14 protein-coding genes and 1 pseudogene are annotated in these 15,922 nt (G+C 57.8%); 6 read left to right on the top strand and 9 right to left on the bottom strand.

The features are described from left to right. Window positions 1-320: 320 nt before the first annotated feature. Window positions 321-1,412: pseudogene (locus tag G7048_RS12010) on the top strand (recombinase family protein); the annotation flags it as partial. A gap of 13 nt (window positions 1,413-1,425) precedes the next feature. On the opposite strand, the gene G7048_RS28460 reads toward G7048_RS12010, so the two are convergent. Both G7048_RS28460 and G7048_RS28455 read right to left on the bottom strand, forming a co-directional pair. Beyond that, window positions 1,426-1,806 (bottom strand): transposase, encoded by a 381-nt coding sequence (locus G7048_RS28460; protein WP_240933223.1) that lies wholly within the window; start codon window positions 1,804-1,806, stop codon window positions 1,426-1,428. Between the two features lie 35 nt (window positions 1,807-1,841). Beyond that, the gene (locus G7048_RS28455) at window positions 1,842-2,213 is read right to left on the bottom strand and encodes a transposase (RefSeq protein ID WP_240933075.1); all 372 of its coding nucleotides are present in this window, start codon (window positions 2,211-2,213) and stop codon (window positions 1,842-1,844) included. Window positions 2,214-2,309: 96 nt separating this feature from the next. On the opposite strand from G7048_RS28455, the gene G7048_RS12000 reads away from it, so the two are divergent. The 3 genes from G7048_RS12000 to G7048_RS11990 are packed head-to-tail and all read left to right on the top strand — an operon-like array spanning window position 2,310 to window position 4,494. Next, entirely contained in the window at window positions 2,310-2,711 is a 402-nt protein-coding gene (locus tag G7048_RS12000) for a hypothetical protein (protein ID WP_166068363.1), read from the top strand. After that, window positions 2,708-3,610 (top strand): plasmid partitioning protein RepB C-terminal domain-containing protein, encoded by a 903-nt coding sequence (locus tag G7048_RS11995; RefSeq protein ID WP_166068362.1) that lies wholly within the window; start codon window positions 2,708-2,710, stop codon window positions 3,608-3,610. The genes G7048_RS12000 and G7048_RS11995 overlap by 4 nt, the downstream gene beginning before the upstream one ends. Then, a complete protein-coding gene (locus G7048_RS11990; RefSeq protein WP_166068361.1) occupies window positions 3,607-4,494 on the top strand; it encodes a plasmid partitioning protein RepB C-terminal domain-containing protein in 888 nt (295 codons plus the stop codon). The genes G7048_RS11995 and G7048_RS11990 overlap by 4 nt, the downstream gene beginning before the upstream one ends. Before the next feature lie 518 nt (window positions 4,495-5,012). Here G7048_RS11990 and G7048_RS11985 read toward each other — a convergent pair. Then, window positions 5,013-6,485, bottom strand: a complete 1,473-nt coding sequence (locus G7048_RS11985; protein WP_166068360.1) for a SulP family inorganic anion transporter — start codon at window positions 6,483-6,485, stop codon at window positions 5,013-5,015. 391 nt (window positions 6,486-6,876) lie between these two features. Here G7048_RS11985 and G7048_RS11980 point away from each other — a divergent pair, with 391 nt between their 5' ends. Next, a complete protein-coding gene (locus G7048_RS11980) occupies window positions 6,877-7,968 on the top strand; it encodes an acyltransferase (RefSeq protein ID WP_166068358.1) in 1,092 nt (363 codons plus the stop codon). A 33-nt stretch (window positions 7,969-8,001) separates the two neighbouring features. Here the strand turns inward: G7048_RS11980 and G7048_RS11975 are convergent, their stop codons facing one another. From G7048_RS11975 to rtcR, 6 genes are all read right to left on the bottom strand, one after another. Then, on the bottom strand, window positions 8,002-8,553 hold the full coding sequence (locus tag G7048_RS11975; protein WP_240933258.1) for a 2OG-Fe(II) oxygenase: 552 nt from the start codon (window positions 8,551-8,553) through the stop codon (window positions 8,002-8,004). Between the two features lie 110 nt (window positions 8,554-8,663). Then, window positions 8,664-9,407, bottom strand: coding sequence for an amino acid ABC transporter ATP-binding protein (locus G7048_RS11970; RefSeq protein WP_166068357.1), 744 nt, complete (start codon window positions 9,405-9,407; stop codon window positions 8,664-8,666). Then, window positions 9,404-10,117: an amino acid ABC transporter permease gene (locus G7048_RS11965; RefSeq protein ID WP_166068356.1), complete on the bottom strand. Its 714-nt coding sequence runs from the start codon at window positions 10,115-10,117 to the stop codon at window positions 9,404-9,406. Before G7048_RS11965 ends, G7048_RS11970 begins: the two co-directional genes overlap by 4 nt. Before the next feature lie 24 nt (window positions 10,118-10,141). Further along, window positions 10,142-10,837 (bottom strand): amino acid ABC transporter permease, encoded by a 696-nt coding sequence (locus G7048_RS11960; protein WP_166068355.1) that lies wholly within the window; start codon window positions 10,835-10,837, stop codon window positions 10,142-10,144. 148 nt (window positions 10,838-10,985) lie between these two features. Then, entirely contained in the window at window positions 10,986-11,816 is an 831-nt protein-coding gene (locus tag G7048_RS11955) for an ABC transporter substrate-binding protein (RefSeq protein WP_166068354.1), read from the bottom strand. Between the two features lie 480 nt (window positions 11,817-12,296). After that, window positions 12,297-13,907, bottom strand: coding sequence for an RNA repair transcriptional activator RtcR (rtcR, locus tag G7048_RS11950; protein ID WP_166068353.1), 1,611 nt, complete (start codon window positions 13,905-13,907; stop codon window positions 12,297-12,299). Window positions 13,908-14,107: 200 nt separating this feature from the next. Here rtcR and G7048_RS11945 point away from each other — a divergent pair, with 200 nt between their 5' ends. After that, window positions 14,108-15,688 (top strand): TROVE domain-containing protein, encoded by a 1,581-nt coding sequence (locus tag G7048_RS11945; protein WP_166068352.1) that lies wholly within the window; start codon window positions 14,108-14,110, stop codon window positions 15,686-15,688. Window positions 15,689-15,922: the final 234 nt, after the last annotated feature.

The following is a 15,922-nucleotide window of genomic DNA, read 5'->3' as shown; positions in this document are numbered from 1 at the left end:
ACCCCGAATACGCCAACACAAACCGCTTGAAGCAAAAACAACGGAACACCGAGCGGAGGGCATCGCACCCGAAGATTGCAAAGAGTGACGCGTCCTCACCATGGCCTCCCCCAACTGGAAGGTATAGGCTGGAAGAACTCGGCGCATCCAGAGATGCGGCAAAGCGAATCTGGTTCATTTCTCTCACGGCATTGCCCTAGAGCAACGCGTCTTTGCAAATTGCAAAGAGAGGACTCGATAGAAAAATACGTGAGTCCCTGCTACCGTGCTATTCAATTGGCTATGCACAGACGAGCCACACTGGAGACACGGAGGTCAAAATGCTCGAAGGCCACCCCGAACGCGACGCTTCAATCCCACCCGCACGTGCGGCCGAGTATGTCCGCATGTCGACTGAGCATCAGCAATACTCCACCGAAAATCAGGTTGTCAAAATTCGGGAATACGCTGCGCACCATCGAATCGAGGTAGTTCGAACCTATGCGGACGAGGGCAAAAGCGGACTAAGCATTGCTGGCCGCCTCGCATTGCAGCAACTGATTCGCGACGTTGAGTCCGGCGCAGCCGACTTCACCATGGTGCTGGTGTACGACGTCAGTAGATGGGGACGATTCCAAGACGCCGATGAGAGCGCCTACTACGAATACATTTGCAAGCGCGCCGGTATCCGTGTCATCTATTGTGCAGAGCAGTTTGAAAACGACGGCTCGCCTGTTTCCACCATCGTAAAAGGTGTGAAACGTGCGATGGCGGGTGAATACAGTCGCGAGCTGTCCGCCAAAGTCTTCGCTGGCCAATGCCGCCTTATCGAGAAAGGGTTTCGACAGGGAGGGCCTGCCGGATTTGGCTTGCGAAGAACACTTGTGGACCAAGGCGGGCAAATGAAAGCCGTGCTGCAGCGAGGAGAGCAAAAAAGTCTGCAAACTGACCGCGTCGTCCTTGCTCCCGGACCTGACAACGAAGTAAATGTGGTGCGGCTGATTTATCGCTGGTTTGTGAGTGATGGGCTATCCGAAAGTGATATCGCAGCCCGGCTCAACAACTCAGGACAAACTGCTGAGCATGGACGTATGTGGAGCCGCGGAATCGTCCACGAAATCCTCATCAATGAAAAATACATTGGAAACAACGTCTACAACCGGACCTCCTTCAAACTGAAGAAACTACGCGTCGTCAATCCGAGTGAAATGTGGATTCGCAAGGACGAAGCGTTTGAGGGCGTTGTTAGCAAAGAGGACTTCTACACTGCGCAAGGCATCATCCGGGCTCGCACCCGCCGCCTCACAGACGAGGAACTCATCAACAGGCTGAGACATCTGTACCAAGAGAGGCTAGCGCTTTCGGGCCTGCTCATCAACTCCACCGATGGCATGCCTTCGTCTTCTGTGTACACCCACCGTTTCGGCAGTCTAGGGCCTGTTCACGTTACCGAAGCAACTCAAAGATCAAAGCCAGCGAGACAAACGCGGCATACATTGCATCCAACTTGTCGTAGCGGGTAAAAACTCGCCGATAGGCCTTGATCCGCCGAAATAACCGTTCAACTTCATTGCGTTGGCGATATTTTTGCTTATCTAGTGGCGAGGGATTCTTGCGTCGTGGATGCGCAGGGACAACCGGGATAAGGTTTCGATCCTCAGCTGCTGCACGCAAGTCATCGCTGTCATAGGCGCTATCCATGAGCAAATACACAGCTGAATCTTGCGCGTCAATCGCCTCGACGAGTTTGCGGCCTTCCGGGCTGTCTCCGGCTTGTCCGGGCGTCAAACTCCAGATCAATGCATTCTTGCAACTGGCTGCGACCATGTGAATCTTGCAGCTCCATCCACCTCGACTCTTGCCTATGGCTTGTGGTCCGTTTTTTTCTGAGCCCCGCAGCCATCAGGGTGAACTTTGACGATGGTGGAGTCCAGGCTCAACGCTTGAACAGCCCACTGGCTAAGTGCCTGTTGCTGCAGATGGTTAAGAACTTCGGCAAGTACGCCGCTATGGGCCCAGCGATACAGCCGCATGTACACGGTGTGCCAGGGCCCGAATCTGCGTGGCAAAGCTCGCCATTTGCACCCGTTGCTGGCCATGTAGGCCAAAGCATTAAGGAACCTGTAGTGGCTGATCAACTTGCTGCCGCGAGGCTTGGGCAGCAGGTGACGGATACGTTTGAACTGAGAGCGGGTGATGTGCATGCAGGCGAGCGATTCTCGCTGCTCTGACATGCACTCAACTATTTAGGTGAACAGGCCATAGTCAAGGCATACCAGTTGGTTGGATATACGCCCCAACGCGACTACCGATACATCGAAATCAACCGGATGCTTCGCAGATTGCATCCTGAGATTGTGGCCAAAACACGCACGTGTATGGAAGACCTTGGAGGAGATGTGCGGACCGACCCAGAAACAGACCTTCTTCACGTGAACAACGAGTTCCGTGTTTCTCTGGTAATCGCTCGCTGCATTCAAAGGGCAACGGGACATCAGTCTTGGAAGGTTCGCCTTGATGCCGGATTGTCTCCTGACCTGACCGTGGCCGTTCGACTAACGCCCGACAACAATGCTCCACTGGACTACTACCTGCTTCCTCACATCGACCTCGTTGCCCCACGCATACGATTGCTCGAACACAATCCTATTGAACTCGACAATTTTCGCTTCGACAGTTTGGATTACCTCTACGGAATGGCGGCTCGAATGCAACTGCGGAGTGCAGCATGACTATCGCGCTACCCATGCCCGAACTTCGCATGATTCCAATTGACCGGATTGAAGTACTCAACCCGCGCGAGCGCAATCAAAAGAAGTTCGATGCCATAGTGGACAACATCGGAAACATCGGACTGAAAAAACCTGTCACCGTCACCCCACGCCCCGGCAACGACGGGGCAGAGCGCTACATGCTCGTATGCGGTGAAGGCCGCCTTAAGGCACTTCTCAGACTTGGAGAATCCCGCATACCTGCCTTGGTGGTGAACGTTTCTGATGAAGATGCGTTTGTGATGGGCCTTGCAGAAAACATCGCGAGAAGACGTCACCAACCCCTGGAACTACTGCGCGGTATTTCGCTCCTGCGGGAGAAAGGATACGGAGCAAAGGAGATAGGTCTCAAGACGAATCTTCATGAGGCTTATGTCCGCCAAATTCTTGAGCTGACAGACAAAGGAGAGGAACGGCTACTCGTGGCAGTTGAGCGAGGAAAATTACCCATTTCAATCGCACTTCTAATTATGAGCGCAGGCGATGACGACAAAGCACTCCAACTCGCCGTGCAGGAGGCATATGAATCTGGTGAGCTTCGCGGTCATCAACTCATGTATGCCAAACGTTTGGCGGAGCGTCGTCAATTTCTCGGACGTTCGATAAACAAAACCACCACCAGAAAGAAGGTTGACGTCACCAGTTCGAGTCTCGTCCGCGCCTATAAAAGGGAAGTCGAACGTCAACGATTGATGATTCGACGCTCATCCGTTGTACAGCAGCGCTTGCTGTTCGTTCTGGGGGCTCTAGGCAAAATGTATGCGGACGAGAACTTCCTGAACATCCTGCGGCTAGAAAGATTGGACTCCCTCCCGAAATACTTGGGTGAAAGAATCTTGCGCTCAGGAGGTTCGCTATGAAGGGCACGAGTGTCCCTCTGGGCTTTCTCCCCAAGCCGCTCTTGATTTCTGTCGAAGCCTTGCTTCCTTCTGTCAAGCTGGACGCACGCTTTGCGACCTCCCAAAAGTACCTGCAAATTCGAGACTCCATCCGTGAGATTGGTTTGATAGAGCCATTGATTGGCTCCGCCGTCATCCGGAAAACTAGCCAGCACACCGTCCTAGACGGACATTTGAGACTACAGGCGATGAAAGACATTGGCTTGGTGGAAGTCCCGTGTCTGGTCTCTACCGATGACGAGACTTTCACGTACAACAATCAAATCAGTCGTCTCTCGACAATTCAAGAACATCAAATGATTCGTCATGCCATCGAACGTGGCATATCCATCGCAAAGCTCGCAAAAGGCCTGTGTGTAGACGTGAGCCATGTAAAGAAAAAGAGCACCTTGCTGGATGGCATCTGCAAGGAAGTCATAGAGCTCTTGAAGGACCGACAGTTCTCGACTTTGGTAACCCCAATTCTCAGGCGCATGAAGCCAACACGCCAACTCGAATGTGTCGAACTCATGGTTGCAGCTAACAGTTTGACTGCCAGCTATGCGCAAGCGCTATGTGCAGCCACACCAACGGCCATGCTGATTGATGGCAAACCCATAACCAAGCGCCAGCCGTTGTCGCAAGAGCAACATGCACGCATGGAAAACGAGATGGCAGGGCTACAAGCCCAATACAAAATTGCCGAGCAGTCCCATGGAGAAGATGTCTTCAATCTGATGCTCGCGCGGGGCTATATCGTAAAGCTCATGGACAACCCAAGGGTCATGAAATACATGCAAAGCAACTACTCGGAAGTTCTTGAAGAATTCTCGCGCATTGCCGAGATGACGAGTATCGAGGCCTGACTGACTGCGACAACCAAATCGCTTTCCAACTGCTCGTCCAGCACGCTTGGTTTGCCCGACGACGTGCTGTAATGTCTCACATCTCAAGCTTTAGTTGATTGCAATGACAGTCCGGTCATGGGTGAAGGGTTTCCGCGCAGCTAGTCACATCCATACGCCGCGATAGCCGTGGAGGAATTTCTCAGCTTTTGCTGTCTTTTTTCTCACTGTTAAGTTGCACGACATCTGCAAGCCATTGATTTATAAGGGTCGGATTTCTCACCTTTTACAGTTACCTACACTGTGTAGGTGACAGCAAAAGCTGAGAAAAGTGCAGCATGAGTTGAGAAGCCGTTGCTCTCAGCCTTTGCTCAAGACGGCAGAAGCTGGAGACAGTTCTCAGCTTTTACCGTCTCTTTTCTCACCGCCAAGTGGCACGCCGCATGCAAGTCCTTGATTCGCAAAGGGTGGGTTTCTCACCTTTTGCAGTCACCTACATGGTTTGGTGACTGCATCCGTTGAGACTTTGGCTGCGCTGACTACTCGTCCACAAAACGCAATTGCGATGCCAGCTCCCGGCTGTGAGCATTCAGCCCCACCAGCTCCACCGCGCTCGCATATTTTCCGACCCGCTCGCGCGCTTTCTCCAGTGCCTTCACCGCGGTGATATCCCACAGATGCGCATCGCTCAGATCGATGCGCGCGGCTCGGCCCAGCAGGTCGCGCACGTCGAAGCTGTCGAGCAGCAGATCAGCGGACGCAAAGAACACCTGGCCACGAACGGTGTAGGTCACGGTGTCGGCGTCTTCCTCTCGGGTGACGGTCAGCAGGCGCGAGACCTTGAAGGCGAAGAACACGCCGCTGAGCAGCACGCCCACGCAGACGCCTGCGGCCAGATTGTCGGTGCCGACGGTGACGGCCACCGTGGCGAGCATGACGGTGCTGGAGAGCTTGGGGTGCTTGAGCAAGGCGCGCGCCGAGCCCCAGTCGAAGGTGGAGGCGGACACCATGACCATGATGGCGACCAGCGCGGCGACGGGGACCTGCGAGACCCAGGGCTTGAGCAGCACCATGAGGATCAGCAAAAACGCGCCCGCAAACAGCGTGGACAGGCGGCCGAGCCCGCCGTAGCGCACATTGCTGACGCTCTGGCCGATCATGCCGCAGCCGGCGATGCCGCCAAAGAAACTCGCGGCAATGTTGGCGAGCCCGAGGCCGCTGCATTCGCGGTTTTTGGAGCTGGGGGTATCGGTGAGTTCATCGACCACGCTGGCGGTCATCATCGATTCGAGCAGGCCGACCATGGCGATCGCCAACGCAGGCAAGGCGATGAGCTTGAGCGTTTCCAGCGTGAAAGGCACGTCGGGCAAGGCAAAGCTGGGCAGGCCTTGCGGCAACGCGCCGAGGTCTGCCACCGTCTTGAGCGGCAGATGCAACCACTGCGCGATGAGCGTGAGCACGACGATGCAGACCAGCGGCGACGGCACGAGGCTGGTGATGCGCGGCAGGCCGTAGATGATGACCAGCCCCAACGCAAACATGGCCCATGTGGCTGAGTTGGCATCGACCAGATGCGGCAGTTGCGCGGAGAAAATGAGGATGGCGAGCGCGTTGACAAAACCGGTACGCACCGAGCCCGAAACAAATCGCATGAGCACGCCGAGCCGGAGCCAACCAAAGACGATCTGCACGACGCCCGCAAGCACGCCCGCCGCCAGCAGATATTGCAAGCCATGCGCGTGCACCAGCGGAGCCGCTACCAAAGCGACCGAGCCTGCTGCAGCCGATACCATCGCAGGCCGTCCGCCGAAGAACGCGATCACGATACTGATGACGAACGAGGCAAACAGTCCGACCGCCGGATCGACGCCTGCGACAAACGAAAACGCGATGACTTCGGGGATCAGCGCGAACGTCGCCACCGCCCCGGCCATGAGTTCGCGCGGAATGCAGGGGGCCCATTCGGCGCGCGAGAAAAAGGAAGAACGTGAGTTGTGATGATGGGAAGACATGCAGGCGGACAAGGCCACCCACCGCGCATGTGACGCGGCGGCGCGGCAAGAGACTTGATGAAAAAAGGATTTCCGTCAGAAACGGACGGCCCGACCGGAACGCGATGTTGAAGCCGTGAGATGCGAGAAGGTGCGAGGAGGTGCGTGAAGCGCCGGGTTCCGCTTTCAGGGCGGCGTCAGGCGCGTGCGGCCCGACTGACGACTGGCGCTGCCGCGTGCAATGCGGGCGAGAGTGAAGCTGTGAAAACGCGCAGCCAACCAAGGATGTCCGTCAGAGACATACCATTGCAGAAGGAGGGGCGCGGGTTTCAAGCGGGTGATTCTATTTCATCGTGTGCCGCACGAAGGCGCTGGCTAGAATGGCGCCCAACCTCCGCAATCCCTTGACCCGATGAGCGCGCGCAACAACAATCTGGATGCACTTCGCGCCATCGCGGCGCTGCTCGTCTTGTGGCATCACACGTCCGAGGTGTTCCTGCAGTACCTGCAATCCGGCGAGGTGCATGGGAAATGGGTACTTGACGTCGCGCAGGCTCTTGGGTTCGGCAACATCGGCGTCGTCGCTTTCTTTGCGATCAGCGGCTATGTGATTCCTGCCAGCCTGCGTGGTAATGACCGTCTCGCGCAGTTGAAGAAGTTTGGCATCAACCGCTTCTTTCGTCTCTATCCCGCGTTCTGGGTTTCGATTCTTCCCGGCGTGTATGCCTGTCACATGCTTTGGGGCAAGGAGATGTCTGCGCACGACATAGCGCTGAACTTCACCATGATCCCCGAATGGCTCGGCGCACGCGCGGCCATGGGGCAATATTGGTCCTTGCAGCTTGAGTTGCTGTTCTACGTGATGTGTGCAGCACTTTTTGCGATGAAGTGGCTGCACCAGCCACGCAAGCTGATCCTGATTGCACTCGGCATGCTGGTGTTCTTCGCACTTGTGCGGCGGGGCATCTACGCCTACAACGTGTCCTATCTGTGCATCATGTTCTTTGGTGCCATGTGCAGAAAGTACAAGGACTCGAATACGCAGCCCGCCGACAGAAAATGGCTGCAGATCGCCATCATGCTGTTTACCGCGTTCTGGCTCGTTATCTTCCCCGCTTACGGCGTCTTTGCGATCCACCAGGGAATCGCGCAAGCCAATCTCAGCAGCGTGTTTCTTTCGTATGCCATCGGCATCCTGCTGTTCCTCGTCGCCATCGGCACAAAGGACTCCAGGCCCGGCGTGTGCTCATGGCTGGGACGCATCAGCTATTCCATCTACCTGCTGCATCCGGTGGTGTTCTACCCCATGCTGTGGTGGTTCTCGCGCACGCCTGCACTACGCGAAATGGGTTGGCACCTGGGGACCATCGTCGGGATCAGTGCACTGCTGACCATATTGCTTTCCACCATCGTCTACTACGTTGTGGAAGCGCCTTCGGTGCGTTTGGGGAAGCGGTTGGTTAAACGGTTGGTTCGCAGTTCCGGTGAGCACGCTCGCACCTAGGCTGCCCAGGCGATTGCCGACACAACTTCTTGGTTACGCATACATCACGTCCGAGCGCAGCACATATTTCACACCCTTGGTCAGCGCTGCGCCTTCATGCCAGTTCGGATGTTCGAAGAGCAGCAGCATGCCGGTTTCCGGCACCACAGTCGCATCGCGAAAGTTGGTTTCCCCGCCCTCATAACCGTCGTTGAGATAGACGAGCGCGGTGAGCTTGCTGCTCAACCCGTCTTCGTGCCACGGGCCATCCTTGTGCATCTTGAAGCGCTCGCCGGGCTCGTATTTATAGAAGCGCAACTCACGAGGCAGGCCAACGGCTTTCTTGCCATCGACCACGGGCAAGGGCAAGGCAGCAAGCCGCTCCCACAGCGACACAACCCATTCGGGCGACGCAAGCGTCGTGCGCTGGTTGTTGCGGACCTGTGGCATGGGTTTCTGACCGTCTGTGGTCCTCACCTGAGCGGCGACGAATCCGCTGCGTTCGGCCAGTTGGATCAGGTCCTGGCATTCCTTGCGGGAGAGGAATTGCCGAACGATCAGGCCTGCAGCGCCTGCGGGCTCAAAGCTTGAGGATGCTTGTTCCATTGCGGAGAGGTCCGTGACTTGATCACCGATATCCCACAATATAACCAAAGCTCTTCAACAAGGTTATCCACAGGCAAAAGGAGCAGATTCAGCCGCACGGCTCTTCCCGCTCAAGCCCCGCGCTCGAACGGCGACCGTATATCCGCCAGAAACTTCTGCGTGCGCGGGTGCTGCGGGTGGTTGAAGAAATCCTGCGGCTTGGCGCGTTCCAGCACGGCGCCCTGGTCCATGAAGATCACGCGGTCGGCGACTTCGCGGGCGAAGCCCATTTCGTGGGTGACGCAGACCATGGTCATGCCGTCCTTTGCCAGGTCGCGCATCACCAGCAGCACTTCACCGACCATTTCGGGATCGAGCGCGCTGGTAGGTTCGTCGAGCAGCATGATGGGCGGCTTCAACGTCAACGCGCGCGCGATGGCGACGCGTTGCTGTTGGCCGCCGGAGAGCTGGTTCGGAATCGCGCTCGCCTTGTGCGCCAGGCCCACGCGTTCGAGCAGTGCCATGGCGCGGTCCTTCGCTTCGGCGGCGCTGAGTTTGCCGAGCTGCACTGCGGCGAGCGTGCAGTTTTCCAGCACGGTGAGGTGCGGGAACAGGTTGAACTGCTGGAACACAAAGCCGATGCCGGCGCGCAAGGTGTTCACATCGAGCTTGGGGTCGTGCACGTCCTGCCCGTCGAGCAGAATGTGGCCGCCCTGGATTTCTTCCAGCCGGTTGATGGTGCGGATCAGCGTGGATTTGCCCGAGCCCGAAGGGCCGCACACCACGACGACTTCGCCGGTGGTGATGGTCTCGTTCACATCCACCAGCGCGTGGTAGTCGCCATACCACTTGTTCACGTTTTTCAGCTCGATCATGCTGCTACCTTTGCTTGCGGACGATTGCCGAGGCCTTTGCGCTCGAGTCGTCGCTCTATCCAGAATGCCAGTCGCGACAGGCCGAAGCACAGCACGAAGTAAGTGAGGCCCAGAATGCCGAACACCTGTGCGGGTTTGGTGAAGACGAGGCTGTTGATTTGGGTGGCGATGAAGGTCACTTCGGCAAGGCCAATGATGTAACCCAGCGAGGTTTCCTTGATCGTCGAGATGAACTGGTTGACCAGCGATGGCAGCGAGTTGCGCAGCGCCTGCGGCAGGATCACCGAGCGCATGGCCTTCATGTAGGGCAGGCCCAGCGAACGCGCACATTCCATCTGGCCCTTGGGCAGACCGAGAATGCCTGCACGCACGATCTCGGCGAGGTACACGGCGTCGAACACCACCAGCGCGATCAGCATGGTCCAGAACTGATCGGTCTTCACACCCGTGACGCTGGGCAGAAAGAAGTAAGCCCAGAACACCACCATGAGCAGCGGCATGCCGCGCACGACGTAGATGAAACCCGTCACGGGCAAGCGCAGCCAGCGGTTGGACGACACGCGCATCAGCCCGAAGACGAGGCCGAGCGGCATGGACAGAATCAGCCCCAGCGTGGCGAGAATGATGGTGAGCGCGAGCCCGCCGAGCGGCCCTTTGGGGTACTGCCCGACGAGGAAGTACAACCAGTATTCTTGAATGAGTTCCAGCATGATGTTCTTGTTCTTCTTGTGGGACTACATGGTGCGCACGGGATAGCGGTGCTGGAACCAGACCGCGATGCCCGTGATGATGAGCGACACCACCAGATACGAGGCACTTGCGAACGCGAACGCCTCGAAGCTGCGAAACGACTGGCTCTCCACCTGCCCGGCCTGGTACATCATTTCCGCCGCACCGATCACGGTGGCGATCGATGTGCCTTTCCACATGTTCAGGGTCTGCGAGATCAGCGGCGGCACGGTCAGGCGAAACGCCTGCGGCAGAATCACCAGACACATGGTCTTCATGTAGCCAAGGCCCAACGCGCGCGCAGCTTCCATCTGCACACCGGGCACCGCGCGGATGCCGCTGCGGATGTCTTCGGCCATGTAAGCCGCCGTGTAGACGCCCAGCGCCACCACGGCGCAGATGCTTTCCACCGGGCCTTCGTAGAGCATTTCCTTGATGGACACGGGCAGCATCTCCGGCACGCCGAAGTACCAGAACAGCATGTGCGCGAGCAGCGGAATGCTGCGGATCACTTCCACATACGTTGCGCCGATCCAGCGCAGCGGCTTGTAGGGCGACAGGCGAAACAGCGCGATCACCAGCCCCAGCGGCAACGCAATCCAGAAGGCCCAGAAAAGATATTGCAGCGACATCTTGAGCCCCGCCACGAGCATGTCGTGGTACTGGCCCGAGAGGAGCATCTGCGGATCGAAAGAAGTCATAGGTTCATGTCCAGCACGGCGTGCACGGAGATTTCACGGTGCGTGAAAACACAAAGGCGCTCTGCCAGAGAGCGCCTTGTCCGACGGGTCCGCGGGCCTTGCAACGTTTGAAGGCAAGACCCAAGACCCGAAACAAACCATCATGCGTTTATTCGGCGACCTTGTCGGTCTCGAACTTGAACGCGCGCTTGTCCATCTTCAGGCTGCTCTTCTGGCCGAACCATTGTTCGTACAGACCTTCGGCCTTGCCGCTGGCTTCCATTTCACGCAGCGTGTCGTCCACCACCTTCTTGAAACCGGCTTCGCCCTTCTTGATGCCCAGCGCCAGCGGCTCGATGCTGATGATCGTGGGCAGCAGCTTGTAGTCCTTGCGCTGATCGCCCAGTTGCACCATCGCGCGCACCAGACTCATCTCGTCGTTCACGAACGCCACGGCCTTGCCTTGCTGCATGGCGACCAGCGCTTGCGGCGAGGTGTCGAACGAGATCACATTGGCGGTCGGCACGGCCTTCTTGATGTTCACTTCCATCGAGCTGCCCTTGGCCGTCGCCACGCGCTTGCCGGCAAGTTCGGACACGTCCTTGATCGGGCTGTTGGCCTTGGTCATCACCTTCTGGCCGGTGATGAAGGTGGTCAGCGAAAAGTCGATCTGCGCTTCGCGTTCCTTGTTGTGCGTGAGCGATGCGGCCAGCAGGTCGATGTGACCTTGCTGCAGCTCGGGGATGCGCGCGGCCAGCGTGATCTGCTTGAAGACCGGCTTCACGCCCAGCTTCTGCGCCACGGCACGGCCCAGGTCCACGTCGTAGCCCACCAGCTCGCGCGACTTGGGATCGATGAAGCTCAGCGGCTCGTCCGTGCCCAGCACGCCGACCACCAGCTCGCCCTTCTTCTTGATGTCGTCCAGTTGGTCGGCGTTCGCGACGCCGCTGACCAGGGTGATGGCGGCAATGGTGGCCGCAGCCAGCGTACGAATCTTCATGGCGCTTCGCTCCTCGGGATACCCGTTGTGTTTGATATGAATGGGCACTCTACCAGCGATTGCGGCCGCCAGAACGCTCGCAAACCCACGGATTTTCACCAAGCAGTCAAATTTTTTCATGGCAAGCTCTCACGCCCTCACACGACCAAGATAAACACTGGATATGCACATACATATCAACATGGTTATCCCGGCATCACCCCCTCTGTAGGTTCCCAATGTGCACCTTCAAGCCCAATCCACTGGTTTGTGGATAGCTCTGCCCGGATCGATTCCCACATAGTTATACACAGCCGTATTGCAGCGCAAAAACCCTGTTTATTTCGTCGATTCGTCACGCAGAAAGTTCATTCAATGCGTTGATATGAAATGCATTTTTCCAATTTACGATTTGTGAATTCGCTGTGTACAAGTTTTGCAAAGCTGTGGACAATGCTGTTGATTCTTTGGCTTCATACTGGGTTTGCACACAGCAATGCGCTAGCGGTTGAGCGCATCCCAGTTCAGCCCGAACTTGTGCAGATACTTGCGTAGCCGGTCCGCGTCGTTGACCACCGCTTTTTGCGTGCGCGACTTGTCGAACAGCCTGCGTCCCGCCTCGGACAAGGTGCGCGATTGGCGACAGATGCGGACGACGCATTCGAGCTGCAAGCGGTCAAAGCAATCGAGCTGCTCCAGTTGCGACGCGGTCAGCACGTCGGCCAGATCGACCGCGTCATCCACCAACGCAGCCGCATCGCCACCCGCGTGCTGCCACAGCCATTGCAGGCGGCTGACTTCGGCCTGCACCTGCTCGACGGAAATGCGCCCTCCTTCGGCCAGCGTGGCCAGCCGCGTGACGCTGGCCGCGAGATCGCGGAAGTTGCCGGACCAGGGCGCTTCGTTCGACTTGGCAAACAGCAGATAAGCCGCGCGCGCCTCGGCGTTGAAGCGCACGTTGCGGCCGATCTCGGAGGACGAGCGCGCGAGCATGTGATCGACATTGGGCTCGATGTCCTCGGGCCGTTGCGCCAAGCCCGGCAGCGTGTATGACCACAAGTTGATGCGCGCAAACAGGTCTTCGCGAAAGCGCCCCTCGGCCACGTCCACGCGCAGATCGCGGTTGGTGCCGACGATGAGCTGAAAGTCGCTCGTCACCTCCTTGTCGCTGCCCATGGGATAGAAACGCTTTTCTTCCACGGCCTTCAAAAGCATGGCTTGTTCATCCAGACCCAGCTCGCCCAACTCATCGAGAAACAGCACGCCCTGATGCGCCGCACGCAACAGGCCCGCACGGTCGGCAGCGGCGCCGGTGAACGCGCCCTTCTTGTGGCCGAACAGCGTGGACGCCGCGCCATCGCCGCGCAAGGTGGCGCAGTTCACCTCGACAAATTCGCCTTCGATCTGATGGCGCGCCTTCTTCAACTCGAACATGCGCCGCGCGAGATGCGACTTGCCCGCGCCCGTCGGCCCGGTGAAAAGAATCGGTGCCTTGGAGCGCACAGCCACGCGCTCGATCTCTTCGATCAACCGGTTGAAGCGCGCATTGCGTGTGGCGATGCCGCTTTTCAGGAATTCGATGGCCTCGTCCTTGGCCTGACTGAAGCGCTGCGCCAGCGAGTCGTAGCGCGAGAGGTCGAGGTCGATGAGCGTCATCTCGCCCGCCTCGCCCTGTGTCTGCTTGCGCGGCGGCGAGGTCTGCAGCAGCACGCCGGGAATCTGGCGCGACTCGACCATCAGGAACATGCAGATCTGCGCCACGTGCGTGCCGGTGGTGATATGCACCCAGTACTGCTCGTTCTCCGGGTCGAACGGATAGGTGCGCGCCCAGTCGTAGATGGCCGCGTACATCTCGCCGAAGTCCCACGGGTCGGCCACCTCGGCCGTGACCAGATTCACCTGCGTCTCGGGCGAGACGTTGGCGATGTCCTTGACCAACAGGTCGGCAAGCGACTGGTACTTCTTGCTGTACAGCAGTTCGATGCGGTCAATCAGCCGGTCCTCATGCTGCACAAGCGACACCGTGGGCCGCCACTTGGCCCAGCGCCCCGCACCCAGTCCCGAATCGAGTTGGGTGCCCATGAATCCGATGACGACGGTCTTTTTGGCCATATCCAATTTTCTAAATAACTATTTTCAATTCTAGTTCTGATGGGATTATCTTGTGCACAAATTTTAATCACTTCCACGCGAAAAATGAAAAATCCCATTAAATTCAACAACTTGCAATCCATTCGCCAGCGCATTGAAAAAGTTGGCACACCCGTTGCAATGAGATAAGCACTCGAATGTTGAATGCAAAGGAAATCATCATGGTCAACAAGCAACTTTTCCAGACCCGCCAGGGCGCAGCACCGACTGCAGTGAACACGCTGAACCACCAGAATGCTGGTGCCTACGCGTTCGGCCCTCGTCATCAATTGGCGCAGATGGCAGTGACCGGTGCGCTGGGTCAGACCTTCTATGCGAGCGCCGAAGAGCAGCTCGATCAGATCGCCAACCTCGTGGTGACGGTGGACAACGCCTTCACCGCCAAGACGGCCATCTATGCCCGCCAACGCGGCTACATGAAGGACATGCCCGCCACACTGGCCGCAGCGCTGGCGGTGTGGGATACCGATCTGCTGGCACAGGTGTTCAGCCGCGTGGTGGATAACGGCAAGATGCTGCGCAACTTTGTGCAGATCGTGCGCAGCGGTGCGATGGGTCGAAAGTCCCTTGGTACCGCGCCCAAGAAACTGGTGCAGAACTGGTTGCTGACGGCCACTGAAAAGCAGTTGCTGAACGCATCGGTGGGCAACACGCCTTCGCTGGCCGACGTGGTGAAGATGGTTCACCCCAAGCCGCAAGAAGCATGGCGCGCCACATGGTTTGCATGGTTGATCGGAAAGCCTTTCAACGAGGCCGACCTGCCACCCATCACGCAGGCATTCGAACGCTTCAAGCGAGAGAAGGCCAACGGAGTGACCTCCATGGACGTGCCTGATGTGCCTTTTCAGATGATGACCGCGCTGGAACTGAACACCAAGCAATGGGCAGCGATCGCGAAGAACGGTTCGTGGCAGATGGTGCGTCAGAACCTGAACACTTTTGCACGCCACGGCGTGTTTGAAGTGAAGGGTATGACGGATCTGATTGCCGCCAAGCTCAAGGACGCAAGCGCCGTGGCCAAGGCCCGTGCGATGCCTTATCAGTTGCTGTCCGCCTTCAAGGCGAGCGACGAAAAGGTGCCCAACAAGGTGCGTGAAGCCTTGCAGGACGCGATGGAAAAGGCGCTGGCCAACGTGCCCAGCTTTGCTGGATCGGTGGTGGTGTGCCCCGACGTGTCGGGTTCGATGAGCTCGCCTGTGACGGGTTACCGCGCTGGTGCCACCACTACGGTGCGATGCATCGACGTGGCTGGTTTGATGGCCGCCGCCGTGCTGCGCAAGAACCGCGAAGCCCGCGTGCTGCCGTTCGAGCAAAAGGTGGTGACGGGTCTGAAGCTGAACGCTCGCGATTCGGTGATGACCAACGCCACCAAGCTCGCCGGCATCGGTGGAGGTGGAACGAACTGCAGCGCGCCCTTGAAGCAGCTGGCCGATGAAAAGGCCCATGTGGATCTGGTGATCATGGTCTCGGACAACGAGTCCTGGGTCGACGGTGTGCGCCGCGGAGCGACGCAGACCATGCTGGAATGGGAACGCATCAAGCATCGCAACCCCAACGCGAAGCTGGTGTGCATCGATATCCAGCCCTATGGAACAACGCAGGCGATGGAACGCCAAGACATCCTGAATGTCGGTGGTTTCAGCGACGCGGTGTTCGATGTGGTGGCCAGCTTTGCCAAGGGCGAGCTCGGTGCCGAGCACTGGGTGGGCGAGATCGAGAAGATCGTGATCGCACCCCAGTGATGTGAAGAGTGATCATCTGTCGCTGGCGAATGCTGGTGGGACTACATCTCCAAACTGTAATGTCTCACCAACTCCTGGTCGCCAGCGGCGGATGCTCCATATGAATTGAAGTTTGAATGTCGTGCTGCGAATGCAGGTGGAACTACATGGGTGCTTGGAGCAGCGGGTTCGATTCCCGTCAGCCTTGATAGAGAGGCTGTAGCCTAGTGGCAGGGCACAAGCTGTTCGTTTCAC

The sequence above is a fragment of the Diaphorobacter sp. HDW4B genome (genome assembly GCF_011305535.1).
Taxonomy (GTDB): Bacteria; Pseudomonadota; Gammaproteobacteria; order Burkholderiales; family Burkholderiaceae_C; genus Diaphorobacter_A.
This window is presented reverse-complemented; position numbering and strand designations above follow the sequence as displayed.

Excerpts from the sequence above, each read along its gene's own strand:
- G7048_RS28460 (WP_240933223.1), bottom strand. The coding sequence starts at position 1,806 with ATGGTCGCAGCCAGTTGCAAGAATGCATTGATCTGGAGTTTGACGCCC.
- G7048_RS28455 (WP_240933075.1), bottom strand. The coding sequence starts at position 2,213 with ATGTCAGAGCAGCGAGAATCGCTCGCCTGCATGCACATCACCCGCTCT.
- G7048_RS12000 (WP_166068363.1), top strand. The coding sequence starts at position 2,310 with ATGCTTCGCAGATTGCATCCTGAGATTGTGGCCAAAACACGCACGTGT.
- G7048_RS11995 (WP_166068362.1), top strand. The coding sequence starts at position 2,708 with ATGACTATCGCGCTACCCATGCCCGAACTTCGCATGATTCCAATTGAC.
- G7048_RS11990 (WP_166068361.1), top strand. The coding sequence starts at position 3,607 with ATGAAGGGCACGAGTGTCCCTCTGGGCTTTCTCCCCAAGCCGCTCTTG.
- G7048_RS11985 (WP_166068360.1), bottom strand. The coding sequence starts at position 6,485 with ATGTCTTCCCATCATCACAACTCACGTTCTTCCTTTTTCTCGCGCGCC.
- G7048_RS11980 (WP_166068358.1), top strand. The coding sequence starts at position 6,877 with ATGAGCGCGCGCAACAACAATCTGGATGCACTTCGCGCCATCGCGGCG.
- G7048_RS11975 (WP_240933258.1), bottom strand. The coding sequence starts at position 8,553 with ATGGAACAAGCATCCTCAAGCTTTGAGCCCGCAGGCGCTGCAGGCCTG.
- G7048_RS11970 (WP_166068357.1), bottom strand. The coding sequence starts at position 9,407 with ATGATCGAGCTGAAAAACGTGAACAAGTGGTATGGCGACTACCACGCG.
- G7048_RS11965 (WP_166068356.1), bottom strand. The coding sequence starts at position 10,117 with ATGCTGGAACTCATTCAAGAATACTGGTTGTACTTCCTCGTCGGGCAG.
- G7048_RS11960 (WP_166068355.1), bottom strand. The coding sequence starts at position 10,837 with ATGACTTCTTTCGATCCGCAGATGCTCCTCTCGGGCCAGTACCACGAC.
- G7048_RS11955 (WP_166068354.1), bottom strand. The coding sequence starts at position 11,816 with ATGAAGATTCGTACGCTGGCTGCGGCCACCATTGCCGCCATCACCCTG.
- rtcR (WP_166068353.1), bottom strand. The coding sequence starts at position 13,907 with ATGGCCAAAAAGACCGTCGTCATCGGATTCATGGGCACCCAACTCGAT.
- G7048_RS11945 (WP_166068352.1), top strand. The coding sequence starts at position 14,108 with ATGGTCAACAAGCAACTTTTCCAGACCCGCCAGGGCGCAGCACCGACT.